At 46.8% G+C, this 21,809-nt stretch carries 15 protein-coding genes; 3 read left to right on the top strand and 12 right to left on the bottom strand.

The annotated features are described in order from the left end of the window. Positions 1-17: 17 nt before the first annotated feature. The 8 genes from trpA to patD form a co-directional block, all read right to left on the bottom strand. A complete protein-coding gene (gene trpA, locus RH949_RS21335; RefSeq protein ID WP_006103374.1) occupies positions 18-812 on the bottom strand; it encodes a tryptophan synthase subunit alpha in 795 nt (264 codons plus the stop codon). Between the two features lie 42 nt (positions 813-854). Beyond that, entirely contained in the window at positions 855-1,157 is a 303-nt protein-coding gene (locus RH949_RS21330; RefSeq protein WP_006103493.1) for a DUF3007 family protein, read from the bottom strand. 6 nt (positions 1,158-1,163) lie between these two features. Beyond that, a complete protein-coding gene (gene ndhL / locus RH949_RS21325; RefSeq protein ID WP_006103418.1) occupies positions 1,164-1,376 on the bottom strand; it encodes an NAD(P)H-quinone oxidoreductase subunit L in 213 nt (70 codons plus the stop codon). Positions 1,377-2,114: 738 nt separating this feature from the next. Continuing rightward, positions 2,115-3,059 carry an Hpt domain-containing protein gene (locus tag RH949_RS21320; RefSeq protein WP_446355971.1) on the bottom strand — a complete coding sequence of 315 codons (945 nt, stop codon included), beginning with the start codon at positions 3,057-3,059 and terminating at the stop codon, positions 2,115-2,117. Positions 3,060-3,174: 115 nt separating this feature from the next. Continuing rightward, complete coding sequence (crtD, locus tag RH949_RS21315) at positions 3,175-4,695, bottom strand: C-3',4' desaturase CrtD (RefSeq protein WP_006103332.1); 1,521 nt, start codon at positions 4,693-4,695, stop codon at positions 3,175-3,177. Between the two features lie 29 nt (positions 4,696-4,724). Then, positions 4,725-6,005 carry an RNA-guided endonuclease IscB gene (gene iscB / locus RH949_RS21310; RefSeq protein ID WP_446355957.1) on the bottom strand — a complete coding sequence of 427 codons (1,281 nt, stop codon included), beginning with the start codon at positions 6,003-6,005 and terminating at the stop codon, positions 4,725-4,727. A 397-nt stretch (positions 6,006-6,402) separates the two neighbouring features. Further along, a complete protein-coding gene (locus RH949_RS21305; RefSeq protein WP_446355955.1) occupies positions 6,403-6,987 on the bottom strand; it encodes a zf-TFIIB domain-containing protein in 585 nt (194 codons plus the stop codon). A 107-nt stretch (positions 6,988-7,094) separates the two neighbouring features. Beyond that, positions 7,095-7,454: a heterocyst frequency control protein PatD gene (gene patD, locus RH949_RS21300; RefSeq protein ID WP_006103484.1), complete on the bottom strand. Its 360-nt coding sequence runs from the start codon at positions 7,452-7,454 to the stop codon at positions 7,095-7,097. Positions 7,455-7,971: 517 nt separating this feature from the next. On the opposite strand from patD, the gene RH949_RS21295 reads away from it, so the two are divergent. Together RH949_RS21295 and RH949_RS21290 are read left to right on the top strand one after the other, a co-directional pair. Beyond that, positions 7,972-10,227 carry a RelA/SpoT family protein gene (locus RH949_RS21295; RefSeq protein ID WP_006103503.1) on the top strand — a complete coding sequence of 752 codons (2,256 nt, stop codon included), beginning with the start codon at positions 7,972-7,974 and terminating at the stop codon, positions 10,225-10,227. A 38-nt stretch (positions 10,228-10,265) separates the two neighbouring features. After that, positions 10,266-11,300, top strand: a complete 1,035-nt coding sequence (locus RH949_RS21290) for a Vgb family protein (RefSeq protein ID WP_446355952.1) — start codon at positions 10,266-10,268, stop codon at positions 11,298-11,300. Here the strand turns inward: RH949_RS21290 and RH949_RS21285 are convergent. Together RH949_RS21285 and RH949_RS21280 are read right to left on the bottom strand one after the other, a co-directional pair. After that, the gene (locus tag RH949_RS21285; protein WP_446355950.1) at positions 11,297-11,992 is read right to left on the bottom strand and encodes a Uma2 family endonuclease; all 696 of its coding nucleotides are present in this window, start codon (positions 11,990-11,992) and stop codon (positions 11,297-11,299) included. The two genes, RH949_RS21290 and RH949_RS21285, sit on opposite strands and share 4 nt — an antisense overlap. Before the next feature lie 103 nt (positions 11,993-12,095). Beyond that, the gene (locus RH949_RS21280) at positions 12,096-13,037 is read right to left on the bottom strand and encodes a Uma2 family endonuclease (protein ID WP_446355948.1); all 942 of its coding nucleotides are present in this window, start codon (positions 13,035-13,037) and stop codon (positions 12,096-12,098) included. Between the two features lie 160 nt (positions 13,038-13,197). Here RH949_RS21280 and RH949_RS21275 point away from each other — a divergent pair, with 160 nt between their 5' ends. Beyond that, positions 13,198-14,001, top strand: coding sequence for a DsbA family protein (locus RH949_RS21275; protein ID WP_446355969.1), 804 nt, complete (start codon positions 13,198-13,200; stop codon positions 13,999-14,001). A gap of 139 nt (positions 14,002-14,140) precedes the next feature. On the opposite strand, the gene RH949_RS21270 is transcribed toward RH949_RS21275, so the two are convergent. Both RH949_RS21270 and RH949_RS21265 read right to left on the bottom strand, forming a co-directional pair. Next, on the bottom strand, positions 14,141-15,103 hold the full coding sequence (locus RH949_RS21270; RefSeq protein WP_446355946.1) for a hypothetical protein: 963 nt from the start codon (positions 15,101-15,103) through the stop codon (positions 14,141-14,143). Between the two features lie 393 nt (positions 15,104-15,496). Beyond that, entirely contained in the window at positions 15,497-21,640 is a 6,144-nt protein-coding gene (locus tag RH949_RS21265) for a CHAT domain-containing protein (protein ID WP_446355967.1), read from the bottom strand. Between the last annotated feature and the right edge of the window lie 169 nt (positions 21,641-21,809).

Raw genomic sequence — 21,809 nt, 5'->3', positions numbered from 1 at the left:
CTTTAGATTGTGTCCATCTACTTAATCGCTGACTTGAGAGATTGACAAAACTCCTCAATCGCTTTTAATCCTTCAGTCGGGGTTCCTTCGGCTAAACGCTTCACAAAAGCACTCCCCACAATTACTGCATCTGCACCCCACTGTTTCACCTGTCGCGCTTGTTCGGGTTGGGAGATACCGAAACCGACTCCGATGGGTTTGTCAGTAACCGCCCGCATTTCCCCGAGTAAATCGGGGACACTGGATGCAACTTGGCTTCTCATCCCGGTGACGCCTGTGACGCTGACGAGGTAAATGAAGCCCTGGGATTTTTTCGCGATCGCGTCAATTCTAGCTTTCCGACTGGTGGGTGCGACTAACAAAACCACTTCGATGCCAATTTCAGTCGCAGGCTGGATCAGGGATTCGGCTTCCTCTAAGGGTAAATCCGGTACCACTAACCCGGCGATTCCAGCAGCAGCAATTTGTTTTAAAAAGACTTCAATTCCCCGATTGAGAATTGGGTTGTAATAGGTAAATAGAATAATCGGTGCTTTTAGATCGGGGGTTACTTCCTGCGCGATCGCGAGGACATCATCCAATCGTACCCCCCGTTTCAATGCTCGTGTCGCCGCCGCTTGAATCGTGGGACCATCAGCCAAGGGATCGGAATACGGCACACCTAGCTCTATCATATCTGCCCCTGATTTGTCAAGGACTCGCAAAGCTTGAGCCGTGGTGACTAAATCCGGGTCACCTGCTGTGATAAAGGGAATAAAGGCACATTCAGAGCGCTGGCGTAGAGTCTCGAAGCACTGGGAAATTTTGGTCATCGGTTAGGGAACAGGGAACAGGGAACAGGGAACAGGGTTGATTTATTCAGACTCTTGTTCCAATTCAGCTTGTAACTGAGCAAGTTCTTCTGGGGTCATCTCTTCGAGACGCTTTTGCAAGACAGCATCCTCGTACTCTTTCAGTTGCTGGTTATAAGTCATCTTGTGAGATCCCACTCGGAACAGATATGTGAGTACCCAGCCGAGTAAACCGCCGACTAAGAGGGCTTGACTCCAAATCCCGGCTTTCATCTCATCCAAACCAGCAACCTGTAAGAGGAGATACATAATACCACCAGCCGCAAACACGCCGATGGCAATTCCGATCGCATCAATTCGTCGCATTTGTGATTAAGCTTGGATCTGACGCTTCTTGGGGCGGAAGTTCAGGAATGGGCTGAACAGGATTAATCCAGGGAAGAAGAAGAAGACGAGGAAGTACATGAAGCTACGCTCAAAGGAGCTAGCCACATACCAGCGCTGTTTGAGATAAAAGTATGTGACCAAGGGAACGACAACCAGGTAGAGTCCACCTAAAGCGAGATAGAGTAGTGCAACAATCATAGTGTGATGGTCTTATAGCGGTAACGGGTCTCTAAAATACAGGCGATCGCATAATATCGCATAATCAAGAGGTGAATGGTTTCCTGTCAGGCTACCCTAAACCTCCTTGATCGCCCCTACTATATTACCTTGTCCAGGTTCCTCAAATTTTCTAGTTGCCAATCTGCCCCATTTAATGTTCAAATAGACAAATGCGGAGGTTTTGATGTAAACTTCAATACCGAAGCACAACCCGAAAGGGGGGCGTGGCGGAATGGTAGACGCTACGGACTTAAGTAAATTGAGCCTTGATGGAGAAATCTGTCAAGTGGATGCTCTCAAATTCAGGGAAACCTACGTCTGAAAACAGATAAGGCAATCCTGAGCCAAGCCGATAAAAGAGTGGAGTTATGGGTTAAACCAAACTAACTCAAAACTAGGCTCACTGAAGCGAAGCGACAGGTCAAAACCATGTCCTAGAGCGAAGCGAAGGATCGGAAGGTGCAGAGACTCGACGGGAGCTACCCTAACGTAAAGCCGAGGGTAAAGGGAGAGTCCAATTCTCAGATGCTAGTGAAGGCAGTAGCGAAAGCTACAGTGAGAATGAAAATCCGTTGACCGTAAAAGGTCGTGAGGGTTCAAGTCCCTCTGCCCCCATCTTAAGCAAATAATTGTCATGCTGAACGGAGCGATTCGCGGATTGAAGAATTTTGTCCGAGGTTTCGCTTCCGTTTTGTCTGGTTCCAGATTTGATATCACCTACGAAGAAGTGCGAGTGGCTTGAACCAGTAATTTAGTCAGTTGAGTGAGTTGCCGTTTATCAAAGGCTTTGACGATCGCTTTAGCTGCCGCTTTGGGTTCCACGGTAATCGTAATCTGCTTACCACCGCCTTTGCTGGGGGTAGCTGTTGCCAACTTCTGTAACGCCGGACTTGCCTTGACAGCACTCTCTTTTCCTTGTTGGACTTGATCGCTAGCTTGTTTGAGTTCTTTAATAATCACAGGTGCGAGAGAGTGGAACGAATTTTGCGAATTCGCGATCGCATCAGAGGCATTTTTTACCAAGACTTGCCAGGGTTCAACTGTTTGGGCAAGTTTCGCTAGCTTATGACAATTCTCTTGCAGCTTTTGACGATTGGCGGGTGTGTCTGATTGTTTGAACAATTGCAACATTTGCTTGAGGATACCTGTCACCTGAGCAGAAAAGTTCTCAGGTGCTTGACCCGTCGCTTTCGCTCCACCCTTTGCTGATTTTGCCGGAGCTGCGGTTGCTGGTTCTCCACCACTAATTAACCGTTCCAGGTACGTCTGCAATTCCTTAAACGTCGGTTCGGCAGCTTGCACCATTTTATCGGCTTCATCATCCCGGAGACCAAAGGGTCCTTGAAGTTGTTCGATCAGGTCTTTGAGAGTGTCGTAGCCTTGTAAGAATAAACTCTCGACATGGCGATCAAGCTTAACGGGATGTTCTTTGAGAATCTTCAAACAATCCTCTAAGCGGTGGGCAACTTTTTGTAGACTGCTAAAGCCTAGCATTGCCGCCCCCCCTTTGACCGAATGAGCCGCACGGAACATCTCATTGACCATCTCTGGGTCTTGGGCACTTTCCTGCACATTCAATAACCCTTGTTCGAGGGTATCAAGGTGTTCTTTCGCCTCTTCGATGAAATAACCTAAGATTCGTTGCTGATTCCCCCCATCCACGGCAGTTTTCCCTAATCCAAACAACTATGTATACACACAACCTACAAAGGTTATGGTCTCTATTCTATTGCCAACAGGTTTAATCCCATTGCAGTCTACCAATAAAACTCTTTCTTTAGATTACCTGAATTTGCCGTACAGCCGTAAATGCTGAGTAGCTGACTCCAGCCGTCCCTTCACCAGGATGGGTAGAATCTCCCACCAACCATACGTGATTAATGGGGGTGCGAGTAGCAAAGCCAAAGGGACCGAATGTCGGGACTCGCTGACCAATTCCGCCGACGATTCCTTGATGGCGTCCGGTGTAATAGGCAAAGGTGCGGGGTGTTGCTGTTTCTTGGTGGATAATGGTTTCTGGAGTTAAGTCAAAATACTGACCTAGCCGTGCGATCGCCTCTTGGGTATAATCTTGTTTTAACTGGTCATAATCCTCCTGAGAACCTTGCCACCACAGTCGGGTATCGGTAAACGAGGAGGCAATAATCGTGGCTTTTCCCTCTGGGGCGCGACCATCACCGGGTTGACTAACCGAGACAAATAAAGAGTTATTTTCACCAATCTCACTGTCGTAATCGTAGAGAAATTGCAGGTGCGGCGGACAACCTGCCGGAATAGCGTTTTGGTCAACCCCTAGATAAATGACAAAGGCACCTGATCCTGGTGGTAATTTATCGACGCGACGCTGATATCCCTTGGGCGCTTGGTTTCCCAGTAACTTGACCAGGTTTTGGGCGGTGACATTTGCCACCACTTCATCGGCTGATTCTGTCCAAACTTGTCCTGTTTTCTGATTTCTCACCTCGACGCCCGTCACTTTGCCCCTGGAAACCTGAATCTGTTCCACGCTATGACGCATCAGCAGTTTACCACCCCATTTCTCCAAGGCGGCGACTAGGCGATCGCTCAACACTTGCATACTCCCCTTCAGGTGGAACAATCCTTGAGGTTCTTGGGAAACGCCGAGGGCTGTCGCCGCATACAATAAAGCGGTTTCATCGGCATCCACTTGAGAATACAGCTTCAGTTGTAAATCCAGAAATGTCCTCAAACGCTGATTGTCATAGAGTCGATAGCCGCGCAATGCATCTCCCACCGTCATAAACGTAAACGGTAGCGTAATCAGGGTATCTGGACGCACCGCTGAGATTAATTGCCACAAATCCCAGAGGTTTCGTGGGGGTAATACGGGATCACGGGATTGAAATCTCCAACTGGCATTGAATAGAGTGGTCATCAGTTGCCAGAAGGGTTCACTCCCCGGAAATTGCCGTTGCCGTTCTTTTGCCCATTTTTCTGGGTCGCGCCAAACGTTAATCGGTTCAGTTTCGCCAGGGAGAAATACGGCACAAGCGGGATCACAGGGAGTCGCGGTAGGTAAGTCAATTTCTAACTCCTGGAAAATTCGCTGATGAATGCCACCTAGTTCTAAACCTGCCACTTGGGTTGCACCCACATCAAAGGTAAAGCCGCGACGCTTGAACGTGGAGGCACAGCCGCCAGGGACAAAGGCTTGGTCGAGGACTAACACTGAGTAACCTCGACGGGCAAGAAGTGCGCCAGCCGTTAGACCCCCAATTCCTGCACCAATGACAACGACGCGATGGGTTAGAAGCTGTTTGTTAATTTCTGGACACATCTAGACATTTCTTCCCGTTTGGGTACTTTTCACCCATAGCTGTAGCCATCCTTTCGATGAATTGGTTTTTCGACATATTCGAGTTTGATGCCAATCCGTTTTTTGCCAGTTGTCGGATAGATCTCACCTCTACCGTTGCTGTATGGGCAAAGTCGAGCAACATAAGTTCCTGTGTTCACACCTTTTGGGATGATCGTTTTCACGATGTCGCCAGTACAGAAGCCATGAATCGGACGCAATGGGCGATACTTGTGCGGATAACCTAGTCTATCGGTTTGGCATCGTTGTCGTCCGCCTTGACCCGTTGCTTTGACTTGCAGAATCTTATTGGTCAAAACTGTGAGCATTTCGGTTACACCAACACAAGCAGCATCTAACCAATGCGCTTTATCGAGTCCTAACCGAGTGCGGTTATATTTGGTTTGTCCACCTGTCCCGGTCGTCACGGGTAGTTCCATTGCCTTGAGCGTCTCGAATAACTTCGAGCGCGTTACGTTAACCGCAGCAGCATCTTTCAGGGGCGTTTTGGCTTGTTTGAGAATGCGGTTCTCTAGTTCGGGTTTACCTTTGAGAAAGTCTTTCAGGTATGAAGTCCCTTTCTTTTGGTTGCACTTTTCACAGGCAAGACACAGGTTAGAAACACGGTCAGAACCGCCCTTGGCGCGTGAAATGATATGTTCGACTTGCAATGGAACGCCTTTTTTTGAGCAGTAAGTACATTTGCGTCCCCATTTTTCTAGAAGATACTCTCGTACCTCGAAACCGAAGAGAGTCCCTTGCTGGTATTGGACTCCTGAGATTTCTGGGTTCTCCATCTGCTGCATATCAAATCGGACTAATTCCTGTCTGATTTCAGCGATGGGTGCAAATTGGCAAAGCCTTTTCACCCAAGTTTCAATCGTCAAAACACGGTGCATCAAGCTAGGTGCTAACCACCCCTTTGAGCGCTTGCGGTTCAGAAAACGAGCTTGACGGTAACGAGTATTGCGCCCTCTTCGTCCCTGGCGAACCGCTCTACGTGTTAAAAGAGCGTCTTTAATCTGTTGCCCTCGGTGTTCAAGTTCCATGCCCCAGACAACTTCATCCCGGTTGTTCACCAGTGCAATTCCGCTCGTTTTGGAGCCTGGGTCAATCTTGAGTGTGAGCGGATAGGTAATGATGTTTTCTACCACTCGATTCATGATCAATGTGAATGGATAACGACGAAACACCGCCGCCTTGCCAGCTTCCATCAATTTCCTTGCCTGTGCTGGATGAATTGGATTCATCGGTGTTTTATTGGCATCAATCAAAAAAACATAGTTTGACATGATTTGTTGGGTCGGTTTGACCAGTCCAAAGTAAAGTAATGTTAGCTTCGACAATGCTTCTAAGGCTTGTTATGGAGTATCAGAGGGCTTCTCTTCGATGTCTCGCCTTTCGTTGATAGTTCCGACAGTGCCAAAAACTAGCGTTCATTCTTGGGTGTCATGACCAAAAAAGCGTAGCCAACCTTGCCAGATGGTAGGTTACTCTTTTTTACGGCTGAGTCTGCACGCTCACCCCACCTACCCAAAATGCTTAGTTTTGGGTAGTTGTGGGTAGACATTTACGAGCGGTTTGAGGAGTAGAAACGCTGGGCATGATTATTGCTCTACATTGCTTAATATATCTTAATATAAAACCTTTTGTTTAAGGATAGCATCGATCATTGGACATCCCCATAGTCTATTTCTGATTGTGCTTTTGCCAGTTTCCGCCGACGCGCCGCATCAGGTAAGCCACGCCAAAATCGCCATTTGGATGTGCCGCTAACAGTTCCCCCAACTCAATCACCTGCGCCCCTAACTCATTCCCTAATTTTTCCGCCGTGGCTTGGCGTTCTTTTTGCCAAAGTTGCTGTTCTCGTGTTTTACTTTGCCATTCGTTGGTAAAGAGTTGCTCAACTATGGTATGGAGTCCCAACCTTTCGAGAATGTCCCACTCCCCGTAATCGCACCAAATCCCGCGACAGTGAGAACACCGTTCCACATAAAAGGGAGTCTTGAGATTAACTTTAGCGCGAGAGAGATAGCGCTGGCACTCTGGACATAATGCGGCTTTGGCATCGAAAGGGGACTTGACAAAATCCACATTTAGTGATTCAGGGGGGAGGTCAGGCATTTTCTGATCAGACGGTTGACGTGCCTGCCATGCTTCATACTCTTTGGCAGGAATCCAGGTGCCTTTACACTCTTGGCAATACTTCACGGCAAACTGATGCTCTAAATAGCCGTCTAAGAGCGTTACTTTTCTACATTTAGGACATTGCACCGATTTTCTTCCTCAAAGCACCTGTCCTTATTAAAACCCAAAACTCAGGCGTAACCTACTACACCCCTACACACTCAACACTCCCTCGACAGGACTGGACTAGAGCGCTACAGTTGAAGCATAGCACTACAGTATTGAATCAGGGTGTTCAGGCGATCGCGGATGATAGCCACCCTAGACTGAACGGTTGCAGAATGTCGCGCCGTCCGCAACATTAACATATCAGTTTCTAGAAGTCGGATATGTCTATGGATTTCGGTTTGCCTAGACTGCCATACTGATACTTGTTCCTGATTAACCTCATCGGGATTGAGCGTGATAATTCGCCCTTGAAAGAGCTGTTTCACCGCCTGGAAACGCTCCTGGATCTCGGTTTTGTCTAACTCTTGACTCTGGGTGCAGGCGTGCAGGTCATCTAGGACGTGTTTAAAGTCCTGATAGGATTGCCGTTGGGAGGGGACTAACATTATCAGACAGGTTGGTCTAGAATAAATGTAAAGAATCTTGTATTTTTGTTGATAAATACAAGAATTTGCCACCAAGCTGAAGATCAGGGTTCAGTCTGAGAGTCAGCTGGCATTCTCATTGCCGAGTAACCAAGGTAGGGACTATCTGCCAAAACTGATGATTTCTTGGAAAACAGTTACCGTTTGCTGTCTTAGCGACCAGCGATTGACAACCATCCGCAAAAATTTCAGCGTGTTGGCTTCAACCCAGTCCTTTGGTTATTCAAGATTTTACTGGAAATCAAGTCCGTGACAGAAGTGACGTATTGCTTCTGTATCCGGTAACAAGGGTGGATATCTGGTAGTTCATGTTACTATTTCTCATCTAGGTCTGATTACTATACGGATAATCTAGGGAATTTTGACCCATTTCTGGAATTCACAAAAATTGATAACTATACCACTAAACAGAGATCTTACTGCCATTACCGTTTAACCATCCTTACTAATTATTTATAGATCTGTCAGGGAAAGAATTATGAGTGCCACTGTCCTAACCACCACCTATAACCTAGACGTTCCCGACTGGTTGCAGGACTGTTTATCAACAGCCTCTACAACCTCTGACCCATCAACGCCGGATGACGCGGCGTTAGTGGTGCGGGCGTTTGAATTTGCTTATCAACTGCATTCGGAACAATATCGAGCCTCTGGAGAACCTTATATCGCCCATCCCGTAGCCGTTGCTGGCTTATTAAGAGATTTAGGCGGCAATAGTACCATGATGGCGGCTGGCTTACTCCATGATGTGGTTGAAGATACGGATGTCACGCCGGACGAGATTGAATCAATTTTTGGTGCCGAGGTTCGCCATTTAGTTGAAGGCGTCACCAAACTCTCCAAATTTAACTTCTCCAGTAAAACCGAACGCCAAGCCGAAAACTTCCGCCGCATGTTCCTCGCCATGGCGAAGGATATCCGGGTGATTGTGGTCAAGTTAGCAGACCGTCTGCATAATATGCGGACATTAGAACATCTTAAGCCACAAAAACAGCGGGCGATCGCCCAGGAAACCCGCGAGATTTTCGCCCCCTTAGCCAATCGCTTGGGGATTGGGCGGTTTAAGTGGGAGTTAGAAGATTTATCCTTTAAGTATCTTGAACCGAATGCTTATCGCAAAATACAGGAACTGGTTGCCGAACGGCGTCAAGACCGGGAGGAACGATTAACCCAGGTTTCGCAAATTCTGCGAGGGCGTCTCGATGAGATGGGCATTCGATGTGTGGACTTGAATAGTCGTCCTAAGCATCTGTATGGAATTTATCAGAAGATGCAGCGCCGCAATAAGGAATTTCACGAAATTTATGATTTAGCGGCGATGCGGATCATCGTGGAGACCAACGAAGGGTGCTATCGGGCATTAGCTGTCGTCCATGATGCCTTTCGACCGATTCCAGGTCGGTTTAAAGATTATATCGGCTTACCTAAACCCAATCGGTATCAGTCTCTACATACAGGCGTGATTGGCTTCCATGGGCGTCCCATTGAAGTGCAGATTCGTACCCTGGAAATGCATCGGATTGCCGAATATGGGATTGCCGCACATTGGAAATATAAAGAAACTGGGACGTCTGATCCGACCCAGATTGGCGCCGACGATGACAAGTTTACCTGGTTGCGGCAGTTGCTGGAATGGCAGAATGATCTGAAAGACGCCCATGAATATATCGAAAGTGTCAAAGATAATTTATTTGACGATGATGTCTACGTCTTTACCCCCGATGGAGATGTGATACCCCTGAGTCGGGATGCAACGCCGATAGATTTTGCCTATCGGATTCACACCGAGATTGGTAATCACTGTGCTGGGGTGAGAATTAATGGTCAATGGCGAGTCCTGGATACGCCGTTAAAGAATGGGGATATTGTCGAAATTATCACCCAGAAAAATAGTCACCCCAGTTTAGACTGGTTAAACTTCGTCGTCACGCCCAGTGCCAGAAACCGGATTCGCCAATGGTACAAGCGATCGCACCGCGATGAAAATGTGGCGCGAGGTCGAGATTTGCTGGAGAAGGAACTGGGTAAAAATGGATTTGAATCCTTGCTCAAATCGGAACCGATGCAGTCTGTTGCCGAACGCTGTAATTATCAGAATGCGGAAGATTTACTGGCGGCATTAGGGTATGGAGAAGTCACTCTAAATCTGGTGGTCAATCGGTTGCGCGATGCAGTGAAAGCCACGCAACCCCTTGAAACCGAACCCGTAGAAATCGAAGATTTACTTCCATCGTTACCGACGGCGAAGGAAACAAGTGACCAATGGACGATTAAAGGCGAACCCATTGCGGGGGTCGAGGGATTGATGCATCGGATTGCTGGGTGTTGTAATCCGGTTCCCGGCGAACCTATTTTGGGTGTCGTCACCCGATTGCGGGGAATTTCGATTCATCGTCAAGGCTGTCCCAATGTGGAAAATATTGAGGGAGACCGATTAGTTCCGGTGAATTGGAATCCGACGGATCAAGAGAGTGGGCGTCCACAAACCTATCCGGTTAATATTCAAATTGAAGTGTTGGATCGGGTCGGGGTTTTAAAGGATATTCTTTCCCGCTTAAGTGATCATCATATCAATGTGCGGAAAGCTCAGGTGAAAACTCAAGACGGTAAACCTGCGTTGATTGATTTGTGTATCGATATTCGGGATTACGGACAATTGCAGCAAAGTTTTGCTCAAATTAAAAAGATGAGCGATATCTTGAATCTGCGGCGAATCAGCGATATTAATGAGTAAACTCGTAGTCCTATACATCGATTCTCCAGAAAATGCCTATGCAACCAGCCTCTCTACCCCTAAAGCTAGCCCTTGCTAGCACGGCGGCGGCAGGTGTCACCCTTTCTTTGGTCGATCAAGCGATCGCAGCTAGTCTCTTCGTGGGCAGCTTCAATACGAATTCAGTGCTTGAGTTTGATGCCCAAACGGGGGCTTTTATTGATACAGTTGTTGAGCCAGGAAGCGGCGGTTTACAGGGTCCGGTCGGTTTGACCTTTAGTCCAGAAGACAACAATCTCTACGTTGTCAGCCTCCTCACTGAGGATACACCACCTGGGCAAGTCCTGCAGTATGATGGGCGATCGGGCGCATTCATTCAGCCCTTCACCTCAGCGGTTCCGCCCTTGATTTTTCCCCAAGATCTAGCTTTCGGATCGGATGGTAGTCTTTTTGTTGCCAACACAGGACTTGATACCATTGCCCAATATGACGGACAGACGGGAGCCTTTATCGGGAATCTGTTTCCAGCGGACAGTTCTGCTTGCGATGCACCGTTTAGCATCACTGCCGATGAGGATGCAGTTCTCTACTTCAGTTGTACCTTTACGAACAATGTGCAGCGTTACGATCTAACCACGGGTCAGGTGGCATTACTGGGCAGTGCAAGTTCTGAAAATGCTGCACCAGGGGGTCTGAGCTTGGGACCAGACGGGGCGCTTTATGTGGCTAATTTCGCTGCCAATACGATTGATCGATATGACCTGGAGACTGGAACCGTTGAAGTTTTTATTGATGAAGTGGAGAGTCCTGTTCAACCTGTCTTCGCACCCAACGGTGATCTGTATGTCAGTAGTAATCCCACCCAAAAAATTGGTGAACCTGTCCCAGGAAAAGTATTACGCTACGACGGTCAAACCGGGAGTTTGATTGATGATGAGTTTATCCCATCGCTAGCTGGGGGCTTAGACGGAGCGGGTTGGATAGCCTTCGCAGATGAAGAAGCTGCCCAGACGCCTGAACCTGGTGTGTTGCTGGGACTACTCATGCTGGGGATCAGCGGAGCTGCGTACCGTCGCCACCGTCAATCTGATTAGGATAGAGTGTTGGGATCAATGCCCAACTCTTGTAATTTAGCCATTAACATCTGATTGCGTTGCCGTTCTTCCTCTAGCTGATTTGCCATTACATCAGCCCGTTGGCGTTCTTGTTCGGCTTGTTCTGAACTCCACGATAATAGGTTTCCCGACTCGTCCCACCAGCGTAACCAGGGGATTGTTAAACCTAATCGAGTGCCATGCCAGATGCCTAAAAATAGTTCTAATTCAGGAATCCAGTAGCGTCCTTCTTCTGTGGGTTGTTGCACTACGTATTGATTATCTTGTAATTGGCGGACTTCTAGGACTACGGCTAGGGACTCAAAGATCACATAGGTAGGAACTTTGAGAATTTTCTCATAGAAAAATAACTTCCCATAAGGGAAACTGGGTCGTATGGAGTATTCTCCCGCTTCAGTGTCTGACAAAAACTCCATCACAACCCCAACTGGATTGCCTTCCAGATTGGGTGTATAGCGGCGGCGAATTTCTCCTTCTGGAACGGGTAATACCTGGGGTACATACAGCCAGTCTGGTGCTTTGATCACGATGTTCCCATTAACTGCCCCCACAAGCCCGAAATTAGAGGCGATTAACATTTGCGAATGCAGGCGATTGGCTGCACCTAAAGCGTCTGTCAAGGCGGCGGCGAGGAACGGTTCTTGAAGATTTCCCACAGACTCATCAGACATAGGATAGTGTTTAGTTTGACTACAGCTTTCTTTCATCCTACCGACTCAGGGCGATCGCAGATTCAGGGAATTTGCTCACCAGCCGATATACTGAATTGATAGGTTAGGACAAGGTGTTGGGATCAATACCCAACTCTTGCAATTTTGCTATCAACGCCTGATTACGTTGCCGTTCTTGCTCTAGGTTATTGGTTACAGCGTCAGCCCGTTGGCGTTCTTGTTCGGCACGTTGGCGTTCTTGTTCAGCACGTTGGCGTTCTTGTTCAGCACGTTGGTGTTCTTGTTCAGCACGTTGGCGTTCTTGTTCAGCACGTTGGTGTTCTTGTTCAGCACGTTGGCGTTCTTGTTCAGCGCGTTGGCGTTCTTGTTCAGCGCGTTGGCGTTCTTGTTCAGCTTGTTCTGAACTCCACAATAACAGGTTTCCCGACTCATCCCACCAGCGTAACCAATTGCTGGTTAAGCCTAATCGGGTGCCATACCAGATGCCTAAAAATAGTTCTAATTCAGGAATCCAGTAGCGTCCTTCCTCTGTGGGTTGTTGCAATATATATTGATTATTTTGCAATCGGTGAACTTCTAGAATTGGTGCTAGGGGATTAAAAATCACATAGTTTGGAACGTGGAGAATTTGCTCATAGAAGTAGAACTTCCCATAGGGAAATGTTGATCGTACTGAGTATTCTCCCGTTTCAGTTTCTGATAAAAACTCCATGACGACGCTAACTGGACTCCCTTCCAGATTGGGGGTATAGCTGCGGCGAATTACGCCTTCTGCAACAGGGAATACCTGGGGTACATACAGCCAGTCTGGTGCTTTGACGACAATTTTCTGATCCACTGTCGTGACGAGACCAAAATTGGAGGCGATTAACAGTTGCGAATTCAGGCGATTGGCTGCACCTAAAGCGTCTGTCAGGGCGGCGGCGAGGGGCGGTTGTAGAATGTTTTCCACGGGATCATCGGGCAAAATGAAATCGTCGGGAAGCTTTTCCCAGGTGACAAGGGGTTCTTGGTGTTTGGCGGAGGTTGGAGTTTGCAGAACCATCTGAGATTGTTTAACCTTGGCGGTTGCTATATCTTCTAGCGCTAAAGCGCCGACTACGAACGAACAAATGGTGCGATCGCAGTATTCCCTATAAACTAAATCTTACCTCTTACCCGCCCGGTACAATCAACAGTGAACCATGAACCATGAACATTCAACCATGCTGTCTTATCTATCCCGGTTAACTCAGACAATCCTGGGACTTTTGCTCATTTGTATTACTTTACTCGGCTGGTCTTCCCCAGTTCAAGCCGCTAGCCAAGTTAGTCCCAAATTAGAAGAACAAGTGTTGCAAGTGATTCGCGAACACCCGGAAGTTATTCTGGAATCCGTTCAGGCGTATCAGCAACGTGTCCAACAGCAACTCCAACAAGCCCAGCAAGCGTTTGTTCAGGAACTTAAAGCGAATCCTCAAGCCGTTATTGAGGACTCACCGACGACAGGGGCGTCTCAGTCCAAGATTGTCATGGTCGAGTTTTCCGATTTTCAATGTCCCTATTGTGGCAGGGCGCATAAAACGGTGCAACGGTTTATGGCAAAGCATCAAGATCAGGTGACGTTGACATATAAACATTACCCTTTAGCCTCAATTCATCCCCAAGCTATCTCAGCGGCTAAAGCAGCGTGGGCGGCGTTTCAACAGGGGAAGTTTTGGCAGTATCATGATGTGCTGTTTACTCAGCAAGAAAAACTGGGGGAGTCGTTTTATATTGAAACAGCCAAGGGTTTAAATTTAAATGTAGACCAATTTAATCGCGATCGCAATAGCCAAGCAGCAGAAACGGCGATTAGTCAGGATATTCAACTAGCGGAGAGTTTGGGAATTACTGGAACTCCCTTTTTTGTTATGAATGGGGAGGTGTTTACTGGGGCAATAGAATTAGAGGAAATGGAGAAACGGTTCACTCGTGTCAAACAGTCGTTAAAGGAACAGGGAACAGGGAACAGGGAACAGCAATTGTAGAGACGTGCCATGGCGCGTCTGGGAGCTGGGAAGAAACGGTAATGGGTGTAGGGGCGACCCGCTTGCATCAATTAATAACTGTGTCCACTCAATTTACTCGGGTCGCCCTTTACTCAATGACGAATGACGAATGACAAACTTAAGGTGTAACCTCTTGCAGTTGGTTTCCCGGATTAAGTTCTGATGTTTTTTCATCCGTTTCGGTAGAGATAAACGGTTCTGTAGAAAAAGGTTCAGACGATTCTTCTTGCTCCTCTGACTCCCTCCTCGCCAGTTGAACGGTTCTCTCGACTTCTTCCTTAAAATGCTGCTTTTGCGAATATTCAGCCATCTTAATTTGAGCCGTATCGTAGGTGGATGTACCTGGAGAAATTTGGGAAAGATAGTTCAACGCGCTCTTAAAGTCTCGTTTGGCGGCTTGGTTATAGGCTTGTTGTAAAAGATGTTCGGCTTTAATGCGTTGTTTTTCTTCATATTCGGCTAACTTCGGTTGAATTTTAGCCGCCGTTGTTGTCTCTGGGGGAATTTGGTTGAGCAAGTTCAAAGCGCCAGTAAAATCTTTTTCTTGGGCTTTAGCGTAAGCTTGATTCAGTAATTGTTGGGCTTCGGCTTCTAACTCAGGTTTGGCTTGTTCCACTAAGGATTCAACTTTACGCCGCCAAAAGCGGACACCATCCATCTTACGAGCTTCTGCCAACACATCTCGCCATCGTTTTTCCTTCAACGCTTGTTCAGCAGCTTGGTATTGAGCAGCGGCTGTGTGCCATTCCCGTCGCCACCGTTTCAGGCTAGTCTTGGAATCCTGATACAAAGCACTCTCTTGAGGAATCGATTTAGCCAGTGCGATCGCCTTTTGAAAGTTTCCCGCATCATATTCTGCCCTCGCCCGTTCTAATCGGTCAAGATCCGGGTTGGATGGAACAGCATTCAACAGAGAATAAAGCCCAAATGAGATTACCACAGTATTACAGGCGGCGATGCTCACTCCCATACCCTTTAACAAAGGAGGTAGCTGGAAAAACCAACGGAAATCGAATAGCGTTGCTTCGGTTTGAGGTTCTAATGCGACTCCATCCGAATCCGATGACTTTTTGTAACTCACTATAGACTGCTGCTCCATAAAACCTATCCAAAATACTTATCTGGCGTGGCATTTCGGTGTTTACTTCCTGCTGCTTCGGGGACTTGTTGATGGCTTACCCTTGCTCTAGTCACCCTCATTTTCCATATTTCTATAGATGAACAATTTTTCCGGAATCCCATCGAGTAGAGTTTCAGGAGACAGCAGGGGTGCAGCTAACTTTTCACATACTGCCAATTCCTCTGCGCCCCTCTGCGCTACCCTCTGCGCCCCTCTGCGTTGAAAAAATATAATTCCGAGTGCGTAGTGCTATATTACACTCAGTCGGGGCGGGTTTAGTTACATCTGGGTTAGCCAAGAAACGATAGTAGTGAAACCCGCCCCTACAAACCAGGTTCCCTCAAAAATATTCCTCTACCAAGGACTACCAATCATCGTAAATGCCGCCCAGTAATAAGGATGAGAAAAATCTTGATTACCTCTGCCTTTTAGTTCCGGGGGTAAAGGAATTCCCCCCATACCAATACCGTGTAATTGACCATTCTCCAGACGCACCTGTCCCCGCAGCATGGCAATTTGGGCGCGTTGCAATGCTTCCGCTTTAATTGTCACGTCAGGTTGACTTAATTGCCGATAAAACTCGCTCATCAGCGCCAATGTGCTGCCATCACTGACATACCAAAGACTGGCTAAGGCAGATTTCACTCCCGCATTCACCGCTAATCCAGCAAACCCTAACTCCGCATTCACATCGCCAATAGCGGTGCGACAAGCACTTAAGACTAATAACTCCACTTGAGGCGACTGATTCCAACCGATTTGCCTTAACTGATTTAACCGGAGTTTTTCATCCCAGAGTTGAATATAGGAATGACTGGGGTCATTAGGTAGGAAATCGGCGTGCGTGGCGAGGTGGATAATGCCAAATTGCTGACGCTGTTGTTTCAGATTGTTTAGGGTAAAGTCTTCATTTAAAAAAGATTGACCCGACCATAATTCTTTAGTAATAATCTGCAATTCATTCGGTACAGCGGGAAGCGGGGGTAAGTCTTCAAATTTAGATGCTCCCATGGCTAAAACTTGGGCATTTTTGATGGTGTTATAGCGCTGATTGGTGAGACTCATGCTGGGTATAGAACCAATTGAATATTTTTCGACAAGAAATTGGTTGCCATCGTGAAGTGCTGCCATGGGAATTGTCCGCAAACCTGCGTCCATACAAAAGATCAGCGTATCAATTCCCTGTTCTTCTAGCTCAGATTCTAGCGGGGCAATCATCCAATTATAAAGTTGTTGGGCGGGGGCGAGGTAGGCTTTGGGGCGATGGGAATCGGTGACGGTTTGGCGAAATTCTGTCAAGGTTTTCTGTAATTCTTTAGCATTGGCGGTTGGGATTCTCTTGCGAATAGGATAACCTTGAGGAAGAACTAACAGCAGTTCTAGATGGTTGGTCAGAGAACGTACATAAACAACGCCGGAACTCTTTCCCGTTTGCTCCTTTAGAGTGGTTAGGGTGTCTCGCAAACCTTCGGCGGTGATGATTTCACGGCTTAGATTTTGCTGAAAATACTTCTCAAATTGCTCCTCAAACAGTTGGTCAGTCTGACCCACTGATAATGAAGTCTCAAGATTGAGCGAGAGAGTTCCTGGAATGTAAAAGCGCTGCACAATCCTTTTTTCTCCCGTTTCAGGATCTTCCTCAATTTCAATTTCGGCTTCTAAACCCTGCCCAATTAGATTGTTTAAAGACTCGATAATATCTACGTCTGTCTCTAGGTCGGGTTTGGCTTCTCGAATGAGAAATTCATCGAGAATAAAAGGGACAGGGGATGATAAAATTTGTATCCGTTCTTCATCCTGGGTATGGCTGAAGAAATAAGCTTGATTGGGTACAATTGTTTGGTCTGGTGTAGTATCACCTCGGGTCATTGCGCCTCGGATACCGTTGGTTTGGGAATTACCAACAATAAATGGCATGATTCCCCCATGACGGATAATAATGCTGCCACCGTCTGTTCCTCCAGCCGTGGAAATACTGGCATTGATACCATTTTGGTCGATGAAAGAGTCAGTCGCCCGGAAGAAATGATTGGTTGTAATTTCAACGTTTCCGCCTATACCATTGAGACTCTGAGTATTAATGTGGCTAACAGTAATCCTGTCATTAGCAGTCAGCTTACTATTACCACCATTACCAGAAGCGGAGGTATCCAGAATACCTGTGGAGATTTGTCCGTTGTGGCTGAACAAATTAATCCCGCCAGGGGCAGTAATATCATCGGTTTTGATCGTATTCTCGGCTGTGATATCTATCCCGGCTCGATTATTAGTGATAATATCACCTTGAACCCATAAACTTTGCAACGGTTGCAAGCTGCCAACCCGATCATTAAACTGAACAATACCACCACCGGGATTAAGGGTGAGATCGTAGGTTCCATCAACCGTGCTATTAAAAATAATGTTACCGGAGTTGGGGATACTCACCGAGAAATCTCCAGGTAAAATTAGAGGACGATTGAACGTAATCTGGTTACCTGCATTAAGTGTAATGGGTCCTGGAGTTCCAGATGCAGAACCTGAGTCTAAATCACCAGTCGTGATAGTATTACGGGCATTGAGTGCGATCGCGCCTCCTTTGCCTATACTTGATCGTGTGTAAATTGTCCCCGCATCAGTATTGATATTTCCCGAAAGACTCGTCAGCGTCACCGCCGCGCCGGGATTGTTAATCGTACCTGTGATAATATCTTGATTCGCTAGTAGCGTAATCTCACCGTTTCCGGTTAGAGTAAAGCCAGTGGTATTGATCGAACCATTACCCATGGGCGATCGCAATGTCACTGAGTCCTTAAACGTCACATCATCAGCTAGGGTAATCGCGCCACTGCTGTCATTACGCCCGATGGTGATAGACTCGAAACCCATTTCCCAGGCGTTGATATCACGGGCTGACAAGTCTAGCTGTTCTGTGTTAGTATCAGTTACACCATTAATCGCGATCGCGTGACTAGGACTAAACGGTTGTAACGTCAAAGTCCCATTCCCCGATACATTCCCGAAAAAATTAATTTCGTCACCTGTTAATTCAATATCGCCAATCAGGGTAACATCATCACGGTATGTTTGACCCAACTCTCCGTTCGTTATCACATTTCCACGAATTTGAGTCATACCCTCGGCATCGGTAGTTAGACTCTCAACGGTTACAGAACCCTTAAATTGGGTGATACCTGTACTATTGATGGTTAAGTTTCCCAGATTAACCGTATTCCCGACACTATCCTCAAACGTAATATTACCCGTACCCGAATTTAGCGTCAGGTTTTGAGTATCAGGCGTGACACCATTGAGCATATTGGTGAATATCATATCACCCCCAACCGTCATTCCTGTGGTGGTGAAGGTTGTATCCGGTTGAGTCAGAGTCACAGTACCATTCAAGCTGATATTACCACCACGTCCAGCACCCGCAGAGGTATTAATAGAACCTGGATTAATCGTGTTCGCCGTGAGAGTAATCTCTCCCCCATCTCCGGTTGCGGCGCTAGTATTGAGAATTCCGCGATGAGTGTCAATAGTTCCGTTATTGCTAGTGAGGGTAATCTCCCCACCTGGATTAATAATATCGCCCGTTATAATATCTTGATTCGCTTCTAGGTGAATCGTCGCGTCATCGATTCCGGTTAAGGTATACCCTGTCGTCGTAATCGAACCTGAGTTGGTTGGCGATCGCAAAATTACGGGATCATTAAAGGTAACATTATTAGCTAGGGTAATTGCGCCACTACGATTCGCGCCACCAATAATAATTTGCGAAAATCCATTGCGGAAACTAGCCAGTGTAGTGGTATCCAGGTTTAATGTGCCAACGCTGGTATCGCCAATCGTAATTCCTAAACTGGGGGTTAACGGTTGTACCTGTAATTGTCCCGTACTCACCACGTTAAACGTATTATCAATATCCAACGAATCTGTCGTTAGTGTCAGGTTTCCCGTTTGCGTTTCTTGTCCCAACTCTCCATTTTCAGCTAGCTGAATTCCGTAGGAATTAATTCCCGCACCACTAACACCAATTACGTCAACTGTCCCCTCATTCGTTCGCACCTGGGACGATTTCCATATCCGCACGCCTTGATTATCACTTGTACCCATCCCACCAGTACCATTTAATCGGATAGTTCCGGTTCCCGTCGCTTCCACAATAGAATCTAAAGCAATTTCCACGCCATCACTTTGAGTTGTTGAACCTTGTCCAACTCCCGTCAAATTGATATCACCATCGGCTGAACGAATTATGATATTACCCTCACCCAAAACAATACCATCATTGGCTTCATTTCCTGCGCTACTTCCCGTACCATTAAAGGTTATCGTACCACTCCCTGTGGTTTCGACAACCGGACCCATCCCACCGGAAAAGTTATCAACTCGAATACCACTATTCTCATCTCCTGTTCCTTGTCCTATTCCGGTTAGACTAATAGTGCCATCAACTGAACTGAGTATACTAGCTGGATTACTTGGATTAACGGGTTCCCAAATAAAAATTCCATGATTTTCATCGACTCCTATCCCACCTGTCCCCGTCAGCTTGATATTACCCGTAGTGGTTTGAATTGTCGTTCCGTTCCTGATCTCTATACCTTGGGCTAACTGTGAATTATCGATGCCCTTACCTATAATCGAAATATCACCTATCCCAGAATTGAGTACAGCATTGTCGAGAATAATTCCAGAAGAATTGGACATTGTACCTACCGCAGGATTCATCAACGGATTATCGCCACCCCCCAGAATAATATCACCACCATTAGAATTGATAGCTGAACCAGGGTTAAGGAGAATTGACCCCGCACCACTCCCATCTCGGTCAGCATTCACAGTAACATCCAACTTCCCTGTAGTATTAGCCGTTATATCTGCACCTGAATTGAAAAGAATACTGTTATTCGCTTGTAAGGTTAAAGCAGTCTCAGCCGTTCCCGAATAGCTAATATCCGCATTAACATTAATATCGTTATCAGCGAAAAGTGTTAGCGACGAGTCACTACTCCAGGTAATCGGCTCATTTACAGTAATGGTTCCCGCACCGGATAAACCCGAAGCTGTCGAAACGGTGACATTACTTAAAGCCAATTGATTCTCTAGAGTCGTCGTATTCAGTGTAGATGGAGTCGTCGTTGTGTCGGAAAATATACCCCCAGCAAACGTCATAGTTCCGCTATCTGCTACAGTACTAATCGTAATATCTGTTGGGTCTAATAATAGCGTTCCCACTTGACCAGCCGGCGCTAACAAATCAACAACGCCTTGAAAATCCAAAGCCTGTTTTCCCGAAACTTCAACAAACCCACCATCGCCGCCATTCAATCCACCACGGGCGCTGATGCTACCCAAAAAGCGGGTCGTTTCATCTGACCAAAGAATCACGTTTCCGCCATTCCCATCAATCAATGCATCCGCATTAATTACTGAATTTTGACTCACAAACGTCTGTAAAGCATTAGGGATTGTACCGCTTCCCTGATACTCTCCACCAATCCTGACTGTACCCCCACCATTTGCCCCAGACGCATTAATCCTTGCGTCAATAAGTGCCACGTTATCGCCCAAAACATTAACCTCACCCCCTATCTGTGGTGAAGCTGAAAAGTCTGGCATAGATACATCCAAATTACCGGAAACAATAGCTATTCCGGCTTCAGTCGGTAGGGTTATCCCCGATTCAGTTAACTGCACCTCATTAGTTGGAGAAACAGTTAATCCCGTATCTACTGTTTCCCCTGTACCCGTTAACAATACTGGCAAATCCAGAGGATTTAGCTGTAGCGGTTCATTAGTATTACTTGGACGGGGGGAAATCTCCAAACTCAACAAGTTTCCCGGTTGACTAATGCGGACTAAATTTTCACCCGGTACAGCCGCAATGGTAATCGTTCCTCCGGGTGCAGTGAGTTGTCCGGTATTAATTACAGTACCCCCCAGTAACGTTAAATTCTGCCCCTCGGCTACGGCTAAATGACCAGCATTAACAATACTCCCCGGCTGGGAAACATCAAAGGCAAATTGATTGGGAACACCCACTAAACTTTGGTAGTCATTGTTACCGAAAGCATTGAACCAATTAGTATTGCCAAACCCAATACTCGTCGCCGTGGTTGCTGTGAAATCAGCCGGAACATTTAACCGGGCGTCTGCACCAAAGACAATTCCGGCTGGGTTGAGTAAAAATAAGTTAGCATTATTACCCCCAGTCACTTGGATTAAACCATTAATAATCGACGCATCACCCCCAATCACCCGCCCTAAAATATTACGAGTCTGGGGATTCGCCAGAAAATTGGCAATTTGATCGAAATCGAGTCCAAATTGCTGGAAACTATGAAACAGATTTGCCCCATCTGCGGAAACGCTACCCCCTTGGATATCCAAGTGGTTACCATCGGGTATAACCTGGGTTTCTGTTCCATCAGCCGCTGGTGTAATCGGTTGAGAGACTAGCGGCGTCGGTGTGAACGCGGCGACTAAGCAGAAGGGGATAAGCAGTCGATACATGGTTTTCATTGCGATTGTTCCCTATCCAGTTGTTAAATCCCTACCATCTCAACCGGTTGCTTGACGGGAATTCAAGGTACTTTTTTTATAACACAATGCATCGGAAAAGAATTGAGGATTAATCAGTTTTCTTCAGGTTTATCAAAAACAGCAACATATCTTAATCTAT

Source organism: Coleofasciculus sp. A1-SPW-01 (assembly GCF_040217205.1).
GTDB classification, from domain to species: domain Bacteria; phylum Cyanobacteriota; class Cyanobacteriia; order Cyanobacteriales; family Coleofasciculaceae; genus Coleofasciculus; species Coleofasciculus chthonoplastes_A.
This window is presented reverse-complemented; position numbering and strand designations above follow the sequence as displayed.